Genomic DNA, 20,860 nt, shown 5'->3' with positions numbered 1-20,860 from the left:
TAATTATCAGGTATACAACTCAAACACAATATACCCCTATTCGCTTCTTAAACTTTTTACCGGGTTTGTCAACGCGGCTTTTAAAGATTTAAAGCTGATTGTAAACAGGGCGATCAAAAAGGTTAAAATCGCGGCTAAACCAAATATCCACCAGTGCAATGTGGTACGGTAAGCAAAATTCTGCAGCCATTTATTCATACAGTAGTATCCAATTGGCATGGCAATAATGGTGGCCAATAAAACAGGCTTCAACATGTCTTTTGACAACAGCAGCAAAATATTGGTTACGGATGATCCAAGCACCTTGCGCACACCTATTTCTTTGGTACGTTTGGCCGCCGTAAATGAGGCCAAACCAAATAAACCCAGACAGGCAATAAATATGGCCAGCCCCGAGAATATACTCAACATGGTTTGCTGCCTGATGTCATTTCTGTAGGTGGTATTAAACTGCTGATCAAGAAATTTGTACTCAAAGGGATAAACGGGCGCTGCTTTAGCGTAGGTTTCTTTGATAAATGCCAGCGCCCCGGGTATATTACCTGGTTTTAATTTGATCGCCACTACCCTGCGGTCTTCACTCGGCGAGATCACCAACGCATCCATATTTTCTTTAAGCGACAAGAAGTTAAAATCCTCTACCACACCCACTATGGTACGCGGTTTATCATCGCGCCCATTGTTTTTTATCCATTTACCCAAAGCCTGCTGCGGCGTGTATCCCAGCTCTTTGGCGGCTGTGCGGTTAAGCAGTACGGCATTGGTGGTATCGGTAGCAAATTGTGCAGAAAAATCCCTGCCTGCTATGATCTTTAAACCCAGCGTTTTTACATATTCAAAATCGGCAAATTCTGTTCTTGATCTGAATACATCATGCTGACCTTCAGCCGTAAAAGTATGGGTGTCGAAAAATCCGCCAGGCTGTCCCGACATCAGGGATACCGATGCTATAAGGCCGGAGTTTTGAAGTTCATCTTTAAATTGGCGCCGGTGCTGGTAAATATCACCATTATCAATATTTACAATTACCGTTTGTTCTTTATCATAGCCCAGTGATTTGCTTTTGATATAGCGCATCTGGTTCATGATAACAATGGTACCGATGATCAGTAAAACGGAAATACTAAACTGCAATACAACCAACGATTGCCTGAGCATTGTACCTCCTTTTCCCAATTTCAATTTGCCTTTTAATGCCTGGATAGGCGAAAATGCCGAAAGGAAAAATGCCGGATAGCTGCCTGCTAAAAAGCCAACAACCAATATTACCCCTATCAGGAACAGGTAAATAGGCGACTCGTTCCAGGCTATTGACAACTTGTAACCCAATAACTGGTTATACCAGGGCATCAGCATTAATAAGATACAAACTGAAAAGGCACAGGAAATTATTGCCAGCAAAAATGACTCGCCAATAAATTGGATAATTAAATGATTGCGTAAAGCGCCCATTACTTTTCGCATACCCACTTCTTTTGATCGCTCAACTGCCCGTATGGTAGCCAGGTTCATGAAATTGATACAGGCAATAAGCATAATGAGTACGGCAATGGATATAAAAATGAAAACCACTGTTTTATCACCATGTTTTACACTGTCAAATGCCGAAGTTGGTTCAAAATAAACGTCTTTTAAAGAAGTAAGTTTTAAATCGAATTTGTTACCAAAACGCTGCATGTCCTTCCCCATATATTTATCCATAAACTGCGGAAAGCGGCTTTCGAGTGCAGTTTTTGAACTATTGGGATTCAGCAAGATATAAACAAACAAACCGTTGTTAATCCAGGTATTAAAACCATCATCCTTGACATAATTGGCAATAGGCAATACAATATCAAAATCAAGGTGCGAGTTTGATGGTACGTCCTTAGCTATGCCGGTAACTTTCAATTGCAACGCTTTATCTACCCTGATCACCTTGCCCATGGCACTTTCAATACTACCAAAATATTTTTTGGCGGTGGTTTCGTTAAGCACTACACTGTTTGGATTTTCCAAAGCAGTAGCTGCGTCGCCTTTTAAAAGCTGGAAGGAGAATAGTTTAAAAAAGCCGGCGTCTGTAGCATATACTTTCTGTTCATTAAATGCTTTTTCGCCAAATGAAACCAGGTTATTTTGTGGTCTTACACGTACAGCCATTCTGATATCCTGGGGATAATCATTCAATAAAGCCGGTCCGTAGGGCCCGGACAAATATGGCACCCGCGGTTTGGCAATATCATACCCCCGCATTACCCGGTAGATGTTTTTTTCCTGTTTATGGAAGCTATCTACACTAAATTCATTGGCAATATATAGAAATATCATCAGGCATACGGTGATGCCCATAGTTAACCCAAGGACATGGATAAGCGAAAACATCTTATTCTTATAAAGGTTCCGCCAGGCTATTTTGATGTAGTTCTTAAGCATAACATAATGATTTAATGATCTTACTCGTTCTTTAAACTTTTAACCGGGTTTGCCAGGGCCGTTTTTATGGCATGTGAACTAATGGTTAGCAGTGCAAATCCAACGGCGGTAACACCGGCCAATACAAAAACCCACCATTGGATATTGATGCGATAGGCAAAATCCTGTAACCATTTGTTCATCAGATACCAGGCTATAGGCGAGGCTATTAAAAATGATATTAATACAGGCCTTAAAAAATCTTTGGTTAATAACCTGGTAATTCCAGATACGCTTGCCCCAAGCACCTTGCGGATACCGATCTCTTTTGTCCGTTGCTCTGCGATAAAGGCTGCTAATCCAAATAACCCAAGGCATGCTACCAATATGGCCAGGAATGAAAACACAGTGGCTGTTTGGGCCGTGTGTTGTTCAGAAGCGTACAAACTTTGAATATGGCTGTCCAGAAATTCGTAATCAAAGCTTGAGTTAGGCATATCAGTTTTAAAACTAATCTGTAACTGCTGCATAAAACGCGGCAGGTCTTTAGTATTATACCTGATAAGAAGCGTTGATAATGATTCCGGGGCTTTATTCATTTCATAATATATATAGCCTCCTATCTCGGTCTTAAGCGATTGATAATTGAAATCCTTCACTACACCGCTAACTATAGATTTGCCCAGCATCTCTGTGCCGATCTGTTTACCAACAGCGTCCTGAGGCGATTTGAAGCCGAGATATCTCATAACAGTTTCATTGATCAATACATAACAAGTGCTATCCCCGTCGGCCAGCCTTTGCGGGAGTGAATTGCCCGCAATCAGTTTTAACTGCATGGTTTTCACAATCGAACCATCGGTATGGCAGGTTTTTACAGGCATGCCCTCTTTGTCGGAGGCCAGTTTTCGAACACTTCTACCACTCTCTACATCGCCAGGAATAGATTGCACTGCCGAAAAACTTTCAACAGCAGCCATGCTTCGCAACCCATTCATGAATGCTGTCATCTGCTGCTTATTCTGCGCTGATTTTATATTAACCGCGACAACACCATTAGGATTATAACCAAGGTCCCGATTTCTGACGTATCGGATCTGCTGAAGTATAGCAATAACCGAGGTAATTAGAATAATAGATGATGCAAACTGAAATATCACCAACCCCCTGCGGATGAGATTGGCAAAAGAGTCTTTCAACTTCAGTTTATTCATTAACACCAGCGGTGAAATACGCGACAGAGAAAATGCGGGATAACTGCCGGCAACCAGTGTTACAAAAATCCAGGTCGAGATTAGACCTAACAAAATCACTGGCTCTAAAAATGCTGATGTACTCAGCTTAATACCGGTAATATTTTGAAATATTGGTTTTACAATAAAAGCAAGCAAATAGCCTATAATAATGGCAATAAGCGAAAGCAGAGCAGTTTCAGTATAAAACAGCATCAACAAATTACTTTTATCGGCTCCTAAAACTTTATTAACACCTATCCCCTTAGCGCGTTTTTGCGAGCGTGCAGTAGCCAGGTTCATATAGTTGATACAAGCAATTATCAATACCAGCAGCGATAAGAACATCAACGCTTTTACGGTACTGATGCTACCTATTCTGCCAGAGTAACCTTCACGTATATCAGCCGAATAAAGATGAATATCAGCCAGGGGCTGGAATATAAAATTGGTAAAATATTTATTATCCTTGGCTACATTCTTATCAATAAGCCCGGTAGCAGATACTTGTACCTTGGTGACATTTGCACCGGGCTGCAGCAGGCAATAGGTTTCGTAACTGGCGTTGCTCCAGTATACATTCTTCCCCATCCATGAATCCATAATATTATAGATCATATCACAATCGATGGTACTGTTAGCCGGTAAATCGGCGTAAACACCAGAAACATGCAGCGTATCACGATTATTTACATAAATTATTTTTCCGAAGGCCGGCTCAGCTCCATATAACCTTTGTTTGGCTGATTGTGAAAGCACAATGGATTTTGGCTGGGAAAAAGCATTTTGTGCACTACCTTCAACAAACTTCATATCGAAAAGGTTAAAGACCGTCGAATCAGCCAGATATAAGCCTTTTTCGGCAAAATTTTTATCTCCTGTTTTCAGTGATACTGATGCGCCAAAATCATGTTTGATAAGGCGGGTCATGCTTCTAACCTGGGGAATGCTTTGAATAATGGCCGGACCGACGGAATTAGGTATCCCTGCCCAAACTTTGTAGTTATATTGAGCAGTCGTTTGCATATTCACTCTATAAATATTCTTAGAGTTTTTGTACATGCGGTCAAAACTTAGTTCGTAGGAAATGCAGGCAAATAGTGTAATACAAACGCATATACCGATTGCCAGTCCCACAATATTAAGGGAAGTGAATAGCTTATTGGCGATAAGGTTCCGCCAGGCTATTTTTATAAAGTTCTTGATCATAATGGTTTAAATTCTAAATACTAATTTCTAAACTCTAAATTGCATGGCACTTTTATTCACCATTCACCATTCACCATTCACCATTCACCATTCACCATTCACCATTCACCATTCACCATTCACCATTCACCATTCACCATTCACCATTCACCATTATTCACTTCTTAAACTTTTGATCGGGTTGGTGAGCGCGGCCTTTATTGATTGAAAACTAACTGTAGCCAAAGCAATGATCATAGTTAATAACCCCGCTGCTATAAATACCCAAACCTGAATATTGATGCGATAGGTATAGTTTTGTAACCAAACATGCATACCGTACCAGGCTATTGGCGAGGCTATCAGGAATGAGATGAGTACGAGCATCAAAAAGTCTTTGGATAATAAAGTAGTAAGGTTTGATACCGACGCGCCTAAAACTTTGCGTACACTAATTTCCTTTTGACGGTTTTGAGCCATATAAGCCGCCAAGCCAAATAAACCCAGGCAGGAAATAAATATGGTTAAGCCGGCAAATAAACTTGCCAGTGTGCTTGTCCGTTTTTCATCATTAAACTTACGGGCGTACTCTTCATCAGCAAAATGATATTCAAAAGGATATTCCGAATTATATTTTTTAAATACCCCTTCGGCCCGTTTCAGATTCTCCGCAGTTGTATTTGCAGGATTTAATTTATAATGTACTACGTTGAACCATGATTTTGGCCCTTGTACAAGCATTGGCCGAACAGGCTCATAGGGCGATTCAATAATAAAATCTTTGACCACTCCTATAATATGCCAGGTATGGCTATCGCCAGTTTTTACGATCTGCCCTATTGGGTTTTTAAAACCCATAACTTTGGCAGAGGCCTCGTTTAGTAACATAGCCGTTGAGTCAGTTGGATAAGTGGCCACATCGATATCCCGACCGGCTACAACTTTCAACCCTATTGTTTTTATAAAATCCCCGTCAGTATTGTAAACGATAAAGTCAATTTTTTTACTCTGATCCTTCCCTTTCCAATCAAAGCCCCAGCTATCGCTCCATCGCTGGGTAATGGGTGAGCTGGTTTTGGTTACCGAAGTTGCCGCACCGCTGCTGATCAGCTCACTCCTGATCATCTTATAGTTCTTTTCAATGCTGCCCATCATCATGGTATAAACCAGGTTATCCTTTTTGTAACCCAGCTCACGGTCTTGTGCATATTGCATCTGGTTACGTACAATAATGGTACAAATGATGAGTACAATGGCAAAGGTAAACTGTATAACCACCAATAATTTACGTGGGGTAACTAAAGCATTGGCAGCCTTAAACGTGCCTTTTAATACGCTTACAGGTTTAAATGACGATAAATAAAAAGCAGGATAACTACCCGCTATAACGCCGGTTAACAATACAAACAACAGACATATAAACCAAAAGCTAATGCTACTGAATGGTATATACAATTGTTTATCTGTCAATTGATTAAACCCTGAGAGGCTAATTTGCACTATAATAAGGGCTAAGATACCGGCAATAAGGGCCAGTAATATGGATTCACCCAGAAACTGACCAATGAGCGAGCCTTTCTGAGCGCCAACCACCTTGCGTATGCCCACCTCCCTGGCACGCCGTTCGCTTCGCGCCGTGCTCAGATTCATAAAGTTAATGCATGCAATGAGTAAGATGAACATGGCTATCACCCCAAACAATTTTACGGTACTAATTCGACCACCCACTACTTTACCGTTTTCGAACTCCGAGTAAAGCCGCCATTTGCTGGCCGGGTGCATAAATACATCATCGTCTTTTTGGTCGGAATGTGATCTGGTTATATTTAACACCTGTTTATTTAAGGCAGCTTCAGATACATTGGGTTTAGCCAGCACCCATGTTTGCACAGAATTATTTCCCCAGTTTTTCTCATCCTCGTGCTCTGTTTTTATCAGGTAGCTCCAGGGTATCAGATACTCAAAGTCGAACCGGGTATTATTGGGCAATGCCTTCAAAACTCCGGTAACCGTAAAATTATCAACGCTATCGATCCGTACAACTTTACCTATTGCATCGTCGTTGCCAAATAGTTTTTTGGAAAGTTGTTCGGTGATCACAATTGAACTCACCGTATTGAGCGCTGTTTTAGCATTTCCTTTGATCAAGGGAAAGCTGAACATAGTCAGGAAAGCAGGATCTGTAAAATAACCAGGAACATTCAGGTGTTTGTCGCTAACGGTAAACAAAAAATTGGCCGATGTGGTTCTGGCTACATCCTCTACTCCCGGATAATCCTGCTTTAAAGTTTTAGCCATTACTTTGGGTGTTGTTGGCCAGCACCAAAGCTTACCATCAAAAACCGCCCGGTTATAAGCCAGGTATAAACGCGATTTATTAGCATGAAACTGGTCGTAACTCAGCTCATTCTGAATCCAGAACAAAATGAGTGCGGCACTTGCCATACCAATAGCCAATCCGGCTATATTGATAAACGAAAACGATTTGTGACGCACCAAATTTCGCCAGGCTATTTTTATAAAGTTTTTGATCATAATGGTTAAAATTCTAAATACTAATTTTTAAACTCTAAATTATCTGGCATCTTTATTTACCATTTACCATTCCCTTATTCGTTCTTTAAGCTGTCAACAGGATTGGCCATTGCAGCTTTGATAGATTGAAAACTTACGGTAATAACCGCTATAAATAACGCTGCCACACCAGCCAAAACCAGTACCCACCACTGGATATTTACCCGGTAGGCAAAACCCTGCAGAAACCATTTATTCATAAAGTACCAGGCAAAAGGCGTGGCTATTAAAATAGAAATGAACACCAGTTTAATAAAATCTTTAGACAGCATACCAGCAATGGCCGATACACTGGCACCTAACACCTTCCTTATGCCAATTTCTTTGGTGCGTTGTTCTGCAGCATAGGCGGCCAAACCAAATAAACCCAAACAGGCAATTATAATGGCCAGGGAAGTAAATACTATAAAAATCTGTCCTGTGCGCTGTTCTGTACGGTATGAGGCATCAAATTCCTGATCCATAAATGAGTAATTGATCTGTACATTAGGCGATAGTTCCTTCCATCTGTCTTTTATCTGAGATAGTAATGCTGGCAGGTTTTTGGTTTCCACCTTAATACTAAGGGCTCCTGTATTTTCGCCCAGCGTCATCACCACCGGACTTATACTTTCGCGCAGAGAATTAAAATTAAAATCTTTTACTATCCCTACCACGTGATATTGCTTTACATTATCCAGTGTGTTTTTGCCGCCCTGGCTTCGGTACAGAATTTTATTGGTATCATTAAAACCCAGGAATTTAGCGGCCGATTCATTAAGTATAATGCCGGTAGAGTCTGTGGGCATATCTTTGGAGAAGTTACGCCCGGCCACCATTTTCATATCAAGCGTTTTTATATAATCCTCGTCAATGTCCCAGCTTTGCGGGAATAATGATTTTTTCTGATCAAGCGTGGCATCTTTATAGTAGATCGAAGTATTTTTCCAGTTAGAGGTGGGCAGGAAACCCGTCATGGTGGCATTAATAACCCCCGGGATTTCTTTTACCTCTTGTTTAAATGTTTTGGCTTGCCTGTTAAGCTCAAAAACATTTTGAACAATAAGCACCTGGTTACGGTTGTAGCCTAAATTTTTTGTTTGGATGTACTTTAACTGATTATATATTACCAGTGTACCAATGATCAGGAAAATGGAGATCGAAAATTGAAAAACTACCAGGAAACTCCTCAACTTGCTGCCTTTAAAGCCTGCGGCTAATTTGCCTTTCAAAACATCAACCGGTTGAAATGCCGACAGGTAAAACGCCGGATAAGAACCTGCAATTGCTCCAACAAATAAGGATATGAACAATAACGAGGGGATTATCCATACCAACGATTGGCTGTTAATGACCAATTCTTTACCGGATAGCTGGTTGAACAACGGCAATAGAAACAGGGCCGCGGTAAATGCCAGTAAGGTAGCCACAAACGTAACTAAAACCGATTCGGTTAAAAACTGGGCGATCAGTTGTTTGCGATCGGAGCCTAAAACTTTACGTACCCCAACCTCACGTGCCCGGTTTGACGAACGCGCCGTAGAAAGATTCATGAAGTTTACACAGGCTATTAAAAGAATAAAAATAGCTATTGCCGAAAATATATAGATGTACTGTGTAGTACCGTTAGGGCCCAGCTCGCCGCTCAGGCTCGATTTTAAGTGGATGTCTGTTAAGGGGATCAGGTTCATTCTGAAAAAGCTGCCGCTTTTTTCAAAGGCATCAATACTCATATTTAACTGTGCCTGCATTTGGGCGCCGCTGAATTTCTTTAATAATGCAGGAAAGCTGGCCTCCAGTTTTTGGGCATCTGAGGGGTCCTTTAATAAAACATAGGTATTATAATCGCTGCGTAACCATTCATTGGAACGGCTATCGGCCCAGGTAGACATAGACAAGAAGAAATCAAAATTGAAATGTGATTGTCTGGGTACATCACGAATTACGCCGGTAACTTTAAATGGTGTATTATCATTTAATACCAGGGTTTTGCCAACTACATTAGTGCTGCTGAAATATTTTTTAGCTATAGTCTCGGTAATGACAATGCTATTGGGTTCTGCCAGGGCTGATGCCGGGCTCCCATTGATCATAGGTAATGTAAAAACATCAAACAATGAAGGATCGGCGTAAGCCAATCTGTTCTCCAGGATACTGGAATTGCCTTTTTTAACGTGCCAGCTGCCGGCATTTTTTAAGCGGACAGCATTTTCAACATAAGGATACTCTGCCTTCAGGGTTTTGGCCAGCGGTGGCATACATACGGCATATTGTACGCTGTTATCGCCCAGTTTAAGATCTTCATTTACCCGGTATATCCTGTCGGCTTTGGTATTATAACGGTCGTAACTTAATTCATCAGCTACATATAATATAATGAGCAGGCAGGTTGCCAGTCCTAAAGCCAGTCCCAGGATATTGATAGTGGTAAAGCCTTTGCTTTTTTGAAGGCCGCGGAAAGCTGTTTTTATATAATTCCTGATCATTTACGTAAGTGTTAATATTTAACAATTAATAAAACTCCACTTCCTCTCCTTTTAAACCGGCTATTTATCCCACGTTTCTTTAAATTTAAAGGGACATTGATTATCCCGATAGCAACAAGCAAAAACTCAAGCTAACCCCTCCTGGTGAGGAGAGGATAGCGAGGCACTTACTAACTTATATAAACTATTTTCTTTTTGGAGAAGCTGGTGGTTTAAACCATAATATTTTCCATAACGCTCTGGCCATCCAGCAAGCGGATGATACGGTGGCTATAGCGGGCATCATGTTCAGAGTGGGTTACCATGATAATGGTAGTTCCCTGTTCGTTCAAATCAGTTAACAGTTCCATTACATCGTTACCGTTGCTGCTATCCAGGTTACCGGTAGGCTCATCCGCCAGTATCAGTTTAGGTTTATTAACAACCGCGCGGGCAATGGCCACACGTTGCTGCTGACCACCTGATAACTGTTGCGGATAGTGGTTACGGCGATGCATGATCTGCATTTTGTCCAGCACCTCTTCTACCCTTTTTACCCTTTCGGCCGATGCTACACCGGTGTATATCAATGGCAGCTCCACGTTTTCAAATACGGTAAGCTCATCTATCAGGTTAAAGCTTTGGAATACAAAACCAATGTTGTGTTTGCGCAGGTCGGCACGTTTACGTTCGGTAAAATGAGCTACCTCAATATCGTTGAAAACATAACTGCCTGCATCCGGATCATCCAGCATCCCTAAAATATTAAGCAATGTTGATTTACCGCAACCAGACGGGCCCATGATGGCCACAAATTCGCCGGTAGCAATTTCAATCGATAGCTTATTTAAAGCTATGGTTTCTACCTCTTCAGTACGGTAGAATTTCTCAAGATTAGTAATTTTTATCATTGGTGCCTCCTGAATCCTCTTCACCACGCGGCGGAGAGATTTATTTTTTTATGTTTCGTTAAGTTAATTAGTTTAAATATCTTTTATAATACATTGATGCTTTATCATCCCTTTTCGTTGCAGCAAACCAATACTTTATTTATCAATACTGCTCTTTTACACCTCCCCTTCAGGGGAGGCCGGGAGGGGTTCTATTTTTTCAATACCAGCTCCTGTATATCGCCGTAAGTTTCATAGCTCGAGGTAATTACCTTATCACCTGGTTTCAGGCCATCGGTTACCACAAAATAATCCGGGCTTTGTCTGTCAAGGTGTATATCTACCTTATAGGCCTTTGTACCGTCTTCACTTACTTTAAATATCCAGTTACCGCCGGTTTGTTGATAAAAGCCTCCCTTTGGCAGTAATACGGCAGTAGTCTCATCGCTTAAAGCCAGTCGTACCTGTAGCGTTTGTCCTTTCCTGATACCTTTTGGCACCGCACCAACAAACTGCATATCAACCTGAAACCTGCCGGCAGTTATCGTAGTAAAAACTTTTTTAATTACCAGATTATAAGTTTTATCGGCAAACTGAAAATCACCTTTTAAGCCGGTATATACGCGTGAAAGGTAATGCTCATCAATATCAACCCTTGCCTTAAATCCCGATTGCACATCTATCTGCCCCAGATGCTCACCTTGTTTTTTATTTTGTCCAACTTCTGCATCCATAGAGGTTAGCTGCCCGTCAACGGGTGCCCTTAAAGTAAGGCTTGCTACTTTTTTACGCATCAATTCAAGTGTGGTTTTCATGTGTGCATATTGCTCCTGTGATTGCGATGCCTGTTGCTTAACCAGCGTGGTATCCTGCGATAATATCTGCTTGGCTAACCTATAGCGGTTAACCTGATAGTCGTACATGTTTTTATCAGATTGATATTGCTGTAAACCGATGGCTTTTTGCTCATAAAGATGTTTATCCAGTTTGTATACCCTTTCAGCTTCTTTATAAGCGTTCTCCACATCGGCCATGGTATTTAATTTAGTGATGGTATTTTGCTGCGCGTTGTTATGTGATATCTGCATTTGGGTTTGTTCAGCGTATACAGCGGTTTCCTGGTTGGCCAGGCTCAGTTCCAGATCAGTGTTGGATAGTTTTAAAATCGGATCGCCTTTTTTAAGATTAGCGCCATCTTCAACATATTTTTGTTCAACTACCCCGCCTTCAGATGCGTCAAGATATATAGTAGTCAAAGGCATTACCACGCCATTAACAGGTATAAATTCCTGGAAAGGGCCTTTGGTAATAGTACTGATGGTTATTCGTTCGGTATCAACATCCAGCTTACTTTTACCAGATGTAAAATAAATACTGCTGCCAACTAATAAAATAATGCCCGTTATGCCCGCAATTGTTAGTATCCGTTTATTGTTCCAGGTCTTCTTTTCAATTTTTCTGTCCACTGTAGTTTATTATATTTTGATAAGTCATAACAAAAAGATATGCCACAAATTAAATTACTGTATTTCAGTATATTAAATAGAAAATAATCAATTAAAGCGTACGCTTCTGTTACAGCAAGTGTCCGGTTATGATACAATGGCCAGATTTTGGCATTCTCCTTCATTATTGATTTACAGTTTAATACTTGCATTATAATAACTGGTATGAAATTTAAGCAATTTAGTTCAATAGTTCACCGGTTCATTAGTTCATTGGTAGCAATACTCTGTTATATTTGTCGATACAAGTACAGGGCCCAATGAACTAATGAGCCAATGAACTAATGAACCATATAAAAACATGATATTAAAAAAAGCTACTATTTTAATTGTTGACGATGACCCGGATGTGCTGACCGCTGTTAAGCTTTTATTGAAAACAGAAGCCCATGAAGTGATTACCGAAAAGAACCCGGAAAATTTGAACTGGCTGCTGCAACGCAATGAGGTTGACCTGGTGTTGCTGGATATGAACTTTAACAGCGCTATTAATACCGGCAATGAGGGCTTGTACTGGTTACGTAAGGTAAAGGACTGGAAACCCAATGTATGCGTGATCATGATAACCGCCTATGGCGATATTGACCTGGCGGTACGCTCCTTAAAAGAAGGCGCGAATGATTTTATTGTTAAACCATGGCATAACGAAAAGCTAATTACAACCATAAAGGAGCTTTTAGATAAAAAAGAAGGTGTAAAAACAACCAAAACCGCGGTGAAAAGCACTGCTGGCGATACTTCTATCCTGGGCGAATCTGAGGTGATGCAGGATATTTTTTACAAAGTGAATAAAATTGCTCCTACCGATGCTAATATCCTGCTTCTGGGCGAAAACGGTACTGGTAAAGACCTGATGGCTAAAGCTATACATGAACGCTCCCTGCGTGCCGATAAACCCTTTATAAAAGTGGATGTTGGCGCCCTTACCGATACCTTGTTTGAAAGCGAGCTCTTTGGTCATAAAAAAGGCGCTTTTACCGATGCCCGGGAAGATCGTACCGGCAGGTTTGAAGATGCTCAGGGCGGTACCCTTTTCCTGGATGAAATTGGTAATATTACCTTGCAGCAACAAGCTAAACTACTTACTGTGCTCCAAAATCGCCAGGTAACCCGCTTGGGTACCAATAAACCTGTTGATATCGATATCAGGCTTATTTGTGCTACCAACGTGCCTATGCATGAACTGGCTAATGAAAACCGTTTTCGTAAAGATTTGATTTACCGTATCAATACCGTCGAGATCAATATGCCTCCGTTACGCCGGCGCAATGAAGATATTACCATACTGGCCCGGCACTTTGCTAAACTTTACGCAGGCAAATACCTTAAGCCTTCGGTTGATTTTGATGCCGCGGCTTTACAAAAATTAAAAGCATACAATTACCCAGGCAACGTGCGCGAGTTGCAATATACTATTGAAAGAGCGGTGATCATGGCCGACGAAAGCATTCTGCGTCCAGACGATCTTATCTTTTCGATCCTGGAAACAGCACCGGAAGCCGTTGCCGATGATGATAACATCCAGCTCAGTACTTTGGAAAAGAACGCCATACTACGGGTTATTGAAAAACACAATGGCAATATAACACGGGCTGCTAAAGAATTGGGATTAACCCGCACAGCTTTATACCGCAGATTAAGCAAATATGATATTTAACCGATATGAATGGCGGCTGTTGCTGCGCGTGTTCCTGATGTTCCTGGCCCTGGTTGCCGCCGCCTTTGTTATTGTTAACGGCAAGCCGCTTTACCTGGTTATTTTTATTCCGCTTATCATATACGCGGTTATTGAGATGATCCGCTTCCAGAAAAAAGCACAGGACGAGGTAAATCAGTTTGTAGAATCGATTCATTATCGTGACTTTTCGCGGCATTTTGACGTTCGCCGCGCGCCGAATGAGCTTAAACCGCTACGCAAAGGTTTTAACGATATCAATACTACCTTTAAGCTTATCAGCCGGGAGCGCGAAACACAATACCATTACCTGCAAAAAATACTGGAACTGGTTGATACCGGTATCCTGTCGTTTGAGGAAGAAACCGGTAACATTAGCTGGATCAACGAGGCCTTTAAAAATCTCATTGGTATCCCCTATCTCAAAACCGTTCATTCGCTCGAAAAACGTGATCCGGCGCTGTACCATGAATTAACCATCGTAAAACCCGGTGATAGTAAGATCATTACCATTACCCGCAACCAACAACTGGTAAAAATGCTCATTACAGCCAGTGTTATGCGTAGCGATGATATATTATACAAGCTGATAGCTTTTCAGAACGTGAGCGAAGCCCTGGACGAAACCGAGTCAAAGGCATGGTCAAAATTGCTTAACGTAATGACACACGAAATCATGAACTCGGTGGCGCCTATATCATCATTGGCCGACACCCTGAAAAACCGGCTGCAAAGCCCTGAAATTACCGAAGCCATTCAAAGCAGCGAACTGGAGGACCTGGAATTAGGTATCGATACCATCAAAAGACGAAGTGAGGGTTTACTTAAATTCACCGAAAGCTACCGCAGCCTCAACAAGATCACCAAGCTCGATCTGAATAAGATCCTGGTGCGCGATCTGTTCGAGAACCTGGCCAGCCTGATGCGTCCAACACTGGAGAAAAAACATATCGAACTGGAAATTATATTACGGGATCCGACCCTGGCCATACAGGCTGATATTAACCTGATTGAACAGGTGATGATCAACCTGTTAGTGAACGCCATTGAAGCCGTAAAAGACCGCGAAGAGCCACGCCTGATATTATCCGGCGAGTTACAAAACAACAGCAAAACCCTGGTAAAAGTAACAGATAATGGTTTAGGTATGCCGCCCGAATTGCTCGACAAGATCTTTATTCCTTTCTTCAGTACCCGCAAAACGGGCAGCGGTATAGGCCTTAGCCTGTGCAAGCAGATCATGCTGCTACATAAGGGCAATATACAGGTACAATCAACCGAGGGCAAGGGATCGTCGTTTATTTTGCAGTTTATACCGTAGATCCCCCTAACCCCCTGAAGGGGGAACTTTTGTTTTATGGATCAAACTAATCATTCAGATTACATCTTCAAATCCAAGCCGGGATACGCCGTCATTTATATCGGCGTGATCGGGCTTGTGTTTTTTAGTTCAATCACTTGCTATTTGTTAAGCGCGAAATGGTTATCTAACGGTGATCAGAAAACTAAAAATATCATGTTATTTGTTATAGTAAGTGTATTTTTATTTTTTGCAATAACCAGTTTATGGATGTTGCTAAACATCAAAATTATCATCTTAACCAATAGCGAACTGATTATCCGCAAGCCACTTTTATTTCTCCATAAAAGCATTCCGCTTATCCGAATCACATCCATACGTCAATCTGATGATCCGGTTGAGATATCACAGAATTTTAGGACAACGGGCATATATACAGGTAAAAAGACAACCATACAGCTCACAAACGGTGATAAAATAAAATTCAGCAGTATGGAGATCGGCGGATACAAGGGTCTGATCAGAGAAATTATTCAAGCTTTAGGAAAGATAAAACGCAATTATTAAATGATAGAAGATCACAAGCTTAAAAATATCCTCGCCATTTCAGGCAGCCTGCGCTCCGGTTCATCTAACCACCAAATCCTGAAATATCTGGCTACGCAAATTCCTGTTGATATTAATTATACCATATACGATGAACTGGCGCTGATACCGCCCTTTGATCCGGGTTTAGATAACGATACTCCTCCGGAGACTGTAATTAGATTACGTGAGCTTTTAGCGACTGTTGATGGCCTAATCATTTGCACACCTGAATATGCCTTTGGTGTACCCGGTCAGCTCAAAAATATGCTGGATTGGCTGGTATCCAGCAGTTCATTGGTCGAAAAACCGGTAGCGCTTATCACCGCCTCCTTAGGCGGCGAACACGCCCATGCCTCTCTCCTGCTTACATTGGGTGCGTTAAACAGTCACGTTATAGATGGTGCGACGCTACTTATTCCCTTCATCCGCTCTAAAATAAACACAGAAGGCCTGATCATTCATCAGGAAACGCTTAAAGATTTAAATAAGCTGGTGGAAACATTCTTAAAAACCATTTACCATATAAGCATTTAAAGGCGTTTGGTGATGCCCTGGAAATTCGTATCAAATAAGGACAAAAACCGATCGGTTGGTATTAGTTATTTGGCAATAATATCTTAATACTTTTTAAACTTTTCAAAACCATTCAAAAATTTGTTAAAAAGTGTTAAAATCGATGGTTTTAAGTTGGTTTTTGACGGTTTTTGAGGCGTTTTTACCCTGTTTTAATACTGAAAAGTGTTAAATTTCAGGTTTAAAAAGTCCTCCGATTTAAAATTTCAACGGTTATCCAAAACCCATTTCAAAAAACTTTACTGCCAATTTGACAACATCCTACCCTTTGGAACAGGCATTGATGGTTACAGACCGAAAATCATATTAAATCAATCATACAAAATATTATGCAAGAAAAAGGCAGCATTTCGATTCACACCGAGAACATTTTTCCGATCATTAAGAAATTCCTTTACTCTGATAATGAGATATTTCTGCGCGAACTGGTATCAAACGCGGTAGATGCTACCCAAAAGATCAAACGCCTGGCTTCCCTTGGCCAGTACAATGGCGAACTGGGCGACCTTCGCGTTGAAGTGGCATTTGATGCCGACAAAAAAACTATCACCATTTCTGATAACGGCCTGGGTATGACCGCCGAAGAGATCAAGAAATATATCAACCAGATCGCTTTCTCCGGCGCTACCGAGTTTATGGAGAAATTCAAAGAAGCTAAAGATGCCAATGAGATCATTGGTCGTTTTGGTTTAGGCTTCTATTCGGCCTTTATGGTAGCTGATAAGGTTGAAATTCAGACACTTTCATACCAGGACGGCGCCGAACCTGCTTACTGGGTTTGTGATGGCAGTACCGAATTTGAAATTGGCGAAGGTGTGCTGGAAGAACGTGGTACCGAGATCACGCTGTATATCAACAGTGAATCTGAAGAGTTTTTGAATGAACACAAGCTTCAGGAAATCCTTGACAAATACTGTAAGTTTTTACCTGTACCCATTAAATTTGGTACAAAAACCGACCGTGAAGAAGATGGTGTTGACGAAGAAGGCAAACCAAAATACATTGATGTTCAGCATGATAACATCATCAATGATACCAACCCCATCTGGACAAAAGCACCATCAGAATTAAAAGACGAAGACTATCTTAACTTCTACAAAACACTTTACCCTTTCAGCGAAGACCCGTTGTTCTGGATCCATCTGAATGTAGATTATCCGTTCAACCTGACTGGTGTATTGTACTTTCCTAAGCTGAAAAACGACTTTGAGATCCAAAAAAATAAGATCAAATTATTCAGCCGCCAGGTATTTATTACCGATGAGGTAAAAGATATTGTACCTGAGTTCCTGATGTTGCTGCATGGTGTTATCGATTCACCAGACATTCCGCTTAACGTATCCCGCAGCTTTTTACAGGCCGATAGTAATGTTAAAAAGATCAATAGCTACATCACCAAGAAAGTAGCTGATAAATTGTCAGAACTATTTAAAACCGATCGTAAAGCTTACGAAGAAAAGTGGACAGACATTGGTTTGTTCGTAAAATACGGTATGGTAAGCGAAGACAAGTTTTATGATAAAGCTAAAGACTTTGTTTTGGTTACCAATACCAAAAACGAAAACTTCACCCTGCCTGAATATAAAGACAAAGTTGAAGCTGTTCAAACTGACAAGGATGGTCAATTGGTTTACATTTACACCAATGATCCGGCAAAACAGGATGCCTTTATCCAATCTGCTGGTAAAAAGGGTTACGATGTACTGGTGATGAACTCTCCTATTGATAATCACTTTATCAGTCAGTTGGAGCAAAAGCTGGAGAAAACATCACTGAAGCGCGTTGACGCTGATGTGGCTGATAAACTGATCAAAAAAGATGATGCCCCGGAAACCGTTTTGACCGAAGAACAGGCAACTAAAGTAAAAGACATCTTTAACAAAGCCATCAACAAACCGGCATACAACGTTCAAATTGAGAGCCTTAACCCAAATGAGCTGCCTGTAACTGTTACTATGGACGAATTTATGCGCCGCATGAAAGATATGGCAGCTATGGGAGGTGGTATGAGTTTTTATGGCAATATGCCCGATAACTACAAGGTAATTGTGAATGGAAACCATAAACTGATCAACCGTATATTACAGGAAGAAAACGAAGATACCCAGGCTCAATTATCAAAACAGGCATTTGATCTGGCCCTGCTTTCTCAAGGCTTATTGACCGGTGCTGAACTTACAGAATTTGTTAACCGCAGCGTTAATTTAATATAATATTCTGTATATCAATAAGTTAAAATATTAAAAATTATTCGATTAAAACCAAGCCACTCGTATATAGAACGGGTGGCTTTTTACTTAAATTATTTTAGATTTGTTGTAAATAGTTATAAATCAGCCTATAAAAACACGCTTAAATGTCAAAATTCAACCCTCAATTTGATGAGTACATCGAAAAATCTGCAGATTTCGCAAAGCCGATCATGGAGTATTTGCGTCAAATAATTCATGAAACATGCCCGAAAGTTGAAGAAATCATTAAATGGGGCAACCCGCATTTTGATTACAAAGGTGATATGATGTGTATCCTTGCGGGCTATAAAAATCATTGCTCATTTAGCCTTTACAAAGCGGAACTAATGAGTGATACAAAGATAATAGAGAGCGTAAAAGCGGGACAAAAGATGGGATATATGGACAAACTAAAATCTTTATCTGACCTGCCGGCGAAGGAAACATTAATAGCTTATATCAAAGAAGCTATGGCTTTAAATGAAAATGGGGTAAAAAAAGCAAAGCCTGTATCTGAAAAGCCAAAAGTAATTGAAGTACCTGATTATTTTAGTGAAAAGCTCACGGCTAATCCTTTAGCAAAAGAAATTTTTGAAAGTAAATCCGCCTCATTTCGTAAAGACTACTTAGTTTGGATAACCGATGCGAAAACAGAAGCTACAAGGCAAAAAAGGATAGAACAATCTATGGAATGGATAGCCGAAGGAAAAGGCAGATTTTGGCAATACGAGAAGTAAGTTAATTTAGTAAAAAGTAAATCAACTCATTAAATTTGTATTAAGCCATCCACCAAAAACGGGTGGTTTTTCTTTTAAATAATGTTTAACTTTAGTAGTAATTAAACCAGAGTATCACTTTATTGTCTAACCAATAAACACTTAATTATGAAATTGTTAAAGAATATAGCAGCATTGCTTTTGCTGGCTTTTATAGGTATCAATGCAGCTAATGCACAAAGCACTTCTAAAGACAGAAAAGCTGCCCGTGCTCTGGCTATAAAAAATATGGTCGAGGCACAAAACTATGTATTTAAAGCCAATTACGTGACGCCTATGAGGGGTGCAGGCCGGTCGTTAACCTCCGATTATGACCTGACGGTATCCAAGGATACCATCGCCGCGTTTTTGCCCTATTTTGGCAGAGCTTATACCGCTCCATATAACCCCACCGAAGGCGGTATTAAGTTTACCAACACCCACTTTACCTATACATCAAAAGCCGGTAAAAAAGGTGGTTGGAGCGTTATTATAAAACCAACCGGCAAGGACAAAAACATCAGTGACTGGCGCGATGTGCAAACCTTAAGACTTGATATTTCTGCCGATGGTTATGCATCGCTACAGGTAACCAGCAGTAACCGTGATCCGATTTCTTTTAACGGAACTATCGAAAAGCGAGTAAAATAAGCTAAAAGCGGAAAGCTTAACACACTGTGTTAAGTATATAAAGAGAGCAAGTTGAATATACCATATAATCAAAAGCTTTGGGCTTTAAGCCTTAGCTTTTGATTCCTCAGCTTTCCAGTAATCCAGCGTTATCTTTAAGCATTACACCAGATGATTTTCGCTTAAAAGCTTCAGAAATAAGATAAAATATTTTTTTGGCCGCTTTAGTGTAGGATAAACCGCCAGGCCTGATGTTGGATACGCAATTACGGGCTTCGTCCGTAAGACCAGGTTTTGGGCCGTAGGTAAGATAAACGCCGAGGCTATCTGCCGAGCTTAACCCTGGCCGTTCACCTATAAGTATCAGTGATAACCTTGCGTTTAATCCGTGCCCAATGTCATCACCAATAGCTACACGTCCTTGTTCAACCAGGCTAATGGGCGCCAGTTTAAATCCCGCTGCAGTTAATTGCGGAATAAGTACATCTAATAACCCCAGAGAATTTTTATTGACCGCAGTTGCTGATAAACCATCAACTATAATAATCGCAATATCTGTTTCGGTATGATATCCCTGCAGCAGATCAATAGATTCTTCACTTAACCTACGCCCCAAATCCGGCCTTTGCAGGTACTGTTCGCGGTAACCAACCCTGCTTTGCAAATGCAAAACAGCTAACCCTCTTAATTTAAGTAAATCCGTTAAATTACTGATATCCAATTCAGAATATACCGCATCGCGAGCGTGAGCATGGGCCAACTTAAATGCCAGTGATTGTTTTAAAGGGATGCTGGTACCTACCCGTCCGATAGCTATCCGTGCCGGAGTAAACTCCTGCAGCGCCTTTAAAGATAGTATCTCCTGAGGGATGTTCCTTTTCATC

At 40.9% G+C, this 20,860-nt stretch carries 14 protein-coding genes; 7 read left to right on the top strand and 7 right to left on the bottom strand.

What is annotated here, in order from left to right:
• Positions 1–36: 36 nt before the first annotated feature.
• From ACNURT_RS14325 to ACNURT_RS14300, 6 genes are all read right to left on the bottom strand, one after another.
• A complete protein-coding gene (locus ACNURT_RS14325) occupies positions 37–2,412 on the bottom strand; it encodes an ABC transporter permease (RefSeq protein WP_419698253.1) in 2,376 nt (791 codons plus the stop codon).
• A gap of 20 nt (positions 2,413–2,432) precedes the next feature.
• Positions 2,433–4,832: an FtsX-like permease family protein gene (locus tag ACNURT_RS14320; RefSeq protein ID WP_419698252.1), complete on the bottom strand. Its 2,400-nt coding sequence runs from the start codon at positions 4,830–4,832 to the stop codon at positions 2,433–2,435.
• A gap of 153 nt (positions 4,833–4,985) precedes the next feature.
• Positions 4,986–7,346 carry an ABC transporter permease gene (locus tag ACNURT_RS14315; protein ID WP_419698251.1) on the bottom strand — a complete coding sequence of 787 codons (2,361 nt, stop codon included), beginning with the start codon at positions 7,344–7,346 and terminating at the stop codon, positions 4,986–4,988.
• A 74-nt stretch (positions 7,347–7,420) separates the two neighbouring features.
• Positions 7,421–9,850 carry an ABC transporter permease gene (locus ACNURT_RS14310; RefSeq protein WP_419698250.1) on the bottom strand — a complete coding sequence of 810 codons (2,430 nt, stop codon included), beginning with the start codon at positions 9,848–9,850 and terminating at the stop codon, positions 7,421–7,423.
• A 212-nt stretch (positions 9,851–10,062) separates the two neighbouring features.
• Positions 10,063–10,740, bottom strand: a complete 678-nt coding sequence (locus ACNURT_RS14305; protein WP_076373372.1) for an ABC transporter ATP-binding protein — start codon at positions 10,738–10,740, stop codon at positions 10,063–10,065.
• A 191-nt stretch (positions 10,741–10,931) separates the two neighbouring features.
• Entirely contained in the window at positions 10,932–12,185 is a 1,254-nt protein-coding gene (locus ACNURT_RS14300) for an efflux RND transporter periplasmic adaptor subunit (protein ID WP_370995586.1), read from the bottom strand.
• A gap of 340 nt (positions 12,186–12,525) precedes the next feature.
• Between ACNURT_RS14300 and ACNURT_RS14295 the strand changes: the two genes are divergently transcribed.
• The 7 genes from ACNURT_RS14295 (at position 12,526) to ACNURT_RS14265 (ending at position 19,997) form a co-directional block, all read left to right on the top strand.
• Positions 12,526–13,881: a sigma-54-dependent transcriptional regulator gene (locus ACNURT_RS14295; protein WP_419698249.1), complete on the top strand. Its 1,356-nt coding sequence runs from the start codon at positions 12,526–12,528 to the stop codon at positions 13,879–13,881.
• Complete coding sequence (locus tag ACNURT_RS14290) at positions 13,871–15,220, top strand: sensor histidine kinase (protein WP_419698248.1); 1,350 nt, start codon at positions 13,871–13,873, stop codon at positions 15,218–15,220. The genes ACNURT_RS14295 and ACNURT_RS14290 overlap by 11 nt, the downstream gene beginning before the upstream one ends.
• Before the next feature lie 195 nt (positions 15,221–15,415).
• Complete coding sequence (locus tag ACNURT_RS14285; RefSeq protein ID WP_370995589.1) at positions 15,416–15,766, top strand: hypothetical protein; 351 nt, start codon at positions 15,416–15,418, stop codon at positions 15,764–15,766.
• Positions 15,767–16,321 (top strand): NADPH-dependent FMN reductase, encoded by a 555-nt coding sequence (locus ACNURT_RS14280; RefSeq protein WP_419698247.1) that lies wholly within the window; start codon positions 15,767–15,769, stop codon positions 16,319–16,321.
• Positions 16,322–16,689: 368 nt separating this feature from the next.
• A complete protein-coding gene (gene htpG / locus ACNURT_RS14275) occupies positions 16,690–18,573 on the top strand; it encodes a molecular chaperone HtpG (protein ID WP_419698246.1) in 1,884 nt (627 codons plus the stop codon).
• 143 nt (positions 18,574–18,716) lie between these two features.
• On the top strand, positions 18,717–19,328 hold the full coding sequence (locus tag ACNURT_RS14270; RefSeq protein ID WP_419698245.1) for a YdeI/OmpD-associated family protein: 612 nt from the start codon (positions 18,717–18,719) through the stop codon (positions 19,326–19,328).
• A gap of 147 nt (positions 19,329–19,475) precedes the next feature.
• Positions 19,476–19,997: a DUF4251 domain-containing protein gene (locus ACNURT_RS14265; protein WP_419698244.1), complete on the top strand. Its 522-nt coding sequence runs from the start codon at positions 19,476–19,478 to the stop codon at positions 19,995–19,997.
• Positions 19,998–20,103: 106 nt separating this feature from the next.
• Here the strand turns inward: ACNURT_RS14265 and eutC are convergent, their stop codons facing one another.
• Positions 20,104–20,859: an ethanolamine ammonia-lyase subunit EutC gene (gene eutC / locus ACNURT_RS14260; protein WP_419698243.1), complete on the bottom strand. Its 756-nt coding sequence runs from the start codon at positions 20,857–20,859 to the stop codon at positions 20,104–20,106.
• Position 20,860 lies beyond the last annotated feature (1 nt).

The organism is Mucilaginibacter sp. NFX135 (genome assembly GCF_048565145.1).
Classification (GTDB): domain Bacteria; phylum Bacteroidota; class Bacteroidia; order Sphingobacteriales; family Sphingobacteriaceae; genus Mucilaginibacter.
This window is presented reverse-complemented; position numbering and strand designations above follow the sequence as displayed.

Bases quoted from the DNA above. Each gene is read 5' to 3' on its own strand.
- ACNURT_RS14325 (WP_419698253.1), bottom strand. From the start codon at position 2,412: ATGCTTAAGAACTACATCAAAATAGCCTGGCGGAACCTTTATAAGAAT.
- ACNURT_RS14320 (WP_419698252.1), bottom strand. From the start codon at position 4,832: ATGATCAAGAACTTTATAAAAATAGCCTGGCGGAACCTTATCGCCAAT.
- ACNURT_RS14315 (WP_419698251.1), bottom strand. From the start codon at position 7,346: ATGATCAAAAACTTTATAAAAATAGCCTGGCGAAATTTGGTGCGTCAC.
- ACNURT_RS14310 (WP_419698250.1), bottom strand. From the start codon at position 9,850: ATGATCAGGAATTATATAAAAACAGCTTTCCGCGGCCTTCAAAAAAGC.
- ACNURT_RS14305 (WP_076373372.1), bottom strand. From the start codon at position 10,740: ATGATAAAAATTACTAATCTTGAGAAATTCTACCGTACTGAAGAGGTA.
- ACNURT_RS14295 (WP_419698249.1), top strand. From the start codon at position 12,526: ATGATATTAAAAAAAGCTACTATTTTAATTGTTGACGATGACCCGGAT.
- ACNURT_RS14290 (WP_419698248.1), top strand. From the start codon at position 13,871: ATGATATTTAACCGATATGAATGGCGGCTGTTGCTGCGCGTGTTCCTG.
- ACNURT_RS14285 (WP_370995589.1), top strand. From the start codon at position 15,416: ATGTTATTTGTTATAGTAAGTGTATTTTTATTTTTTGCAATAACCAGT.
- ACNURT_RS14280 (WP_419698247.1), top strand. From the start codon at position 15,767: ATGATAGAAGATCACAAGCTTAAAAATATCCTCGCCATTTCAGGCAGC.
- htpG (WP_419698246.1), top strand. From the start codon at position 16,690: ATGCAAGAAAAAGGCAGCATTTCGATTCACACCGAGAACATTTTTCCG.
- ACNURT_RS14270 (WP_419698245.1), top strand. From the start codon at position 18,717: ATGTCAAAATTCAACCCTCAATTTGATGAGTACATCGAAAAATCTGCA.
- ACNURT_RS14265 (WP_419698244.1), top strand. From the start codon at position 19,476: ATGAAATTGTTAAAGAATATAGCAGCATTGCTTTTGCTGGCTTTTATA.
- eutC (WP_419698243.1), bottom strand. From the start codon at position 20,859: ATGAAAAGGAACATCCCTCAGGAGATACTATCTTTAAAGGCGCTGCAG.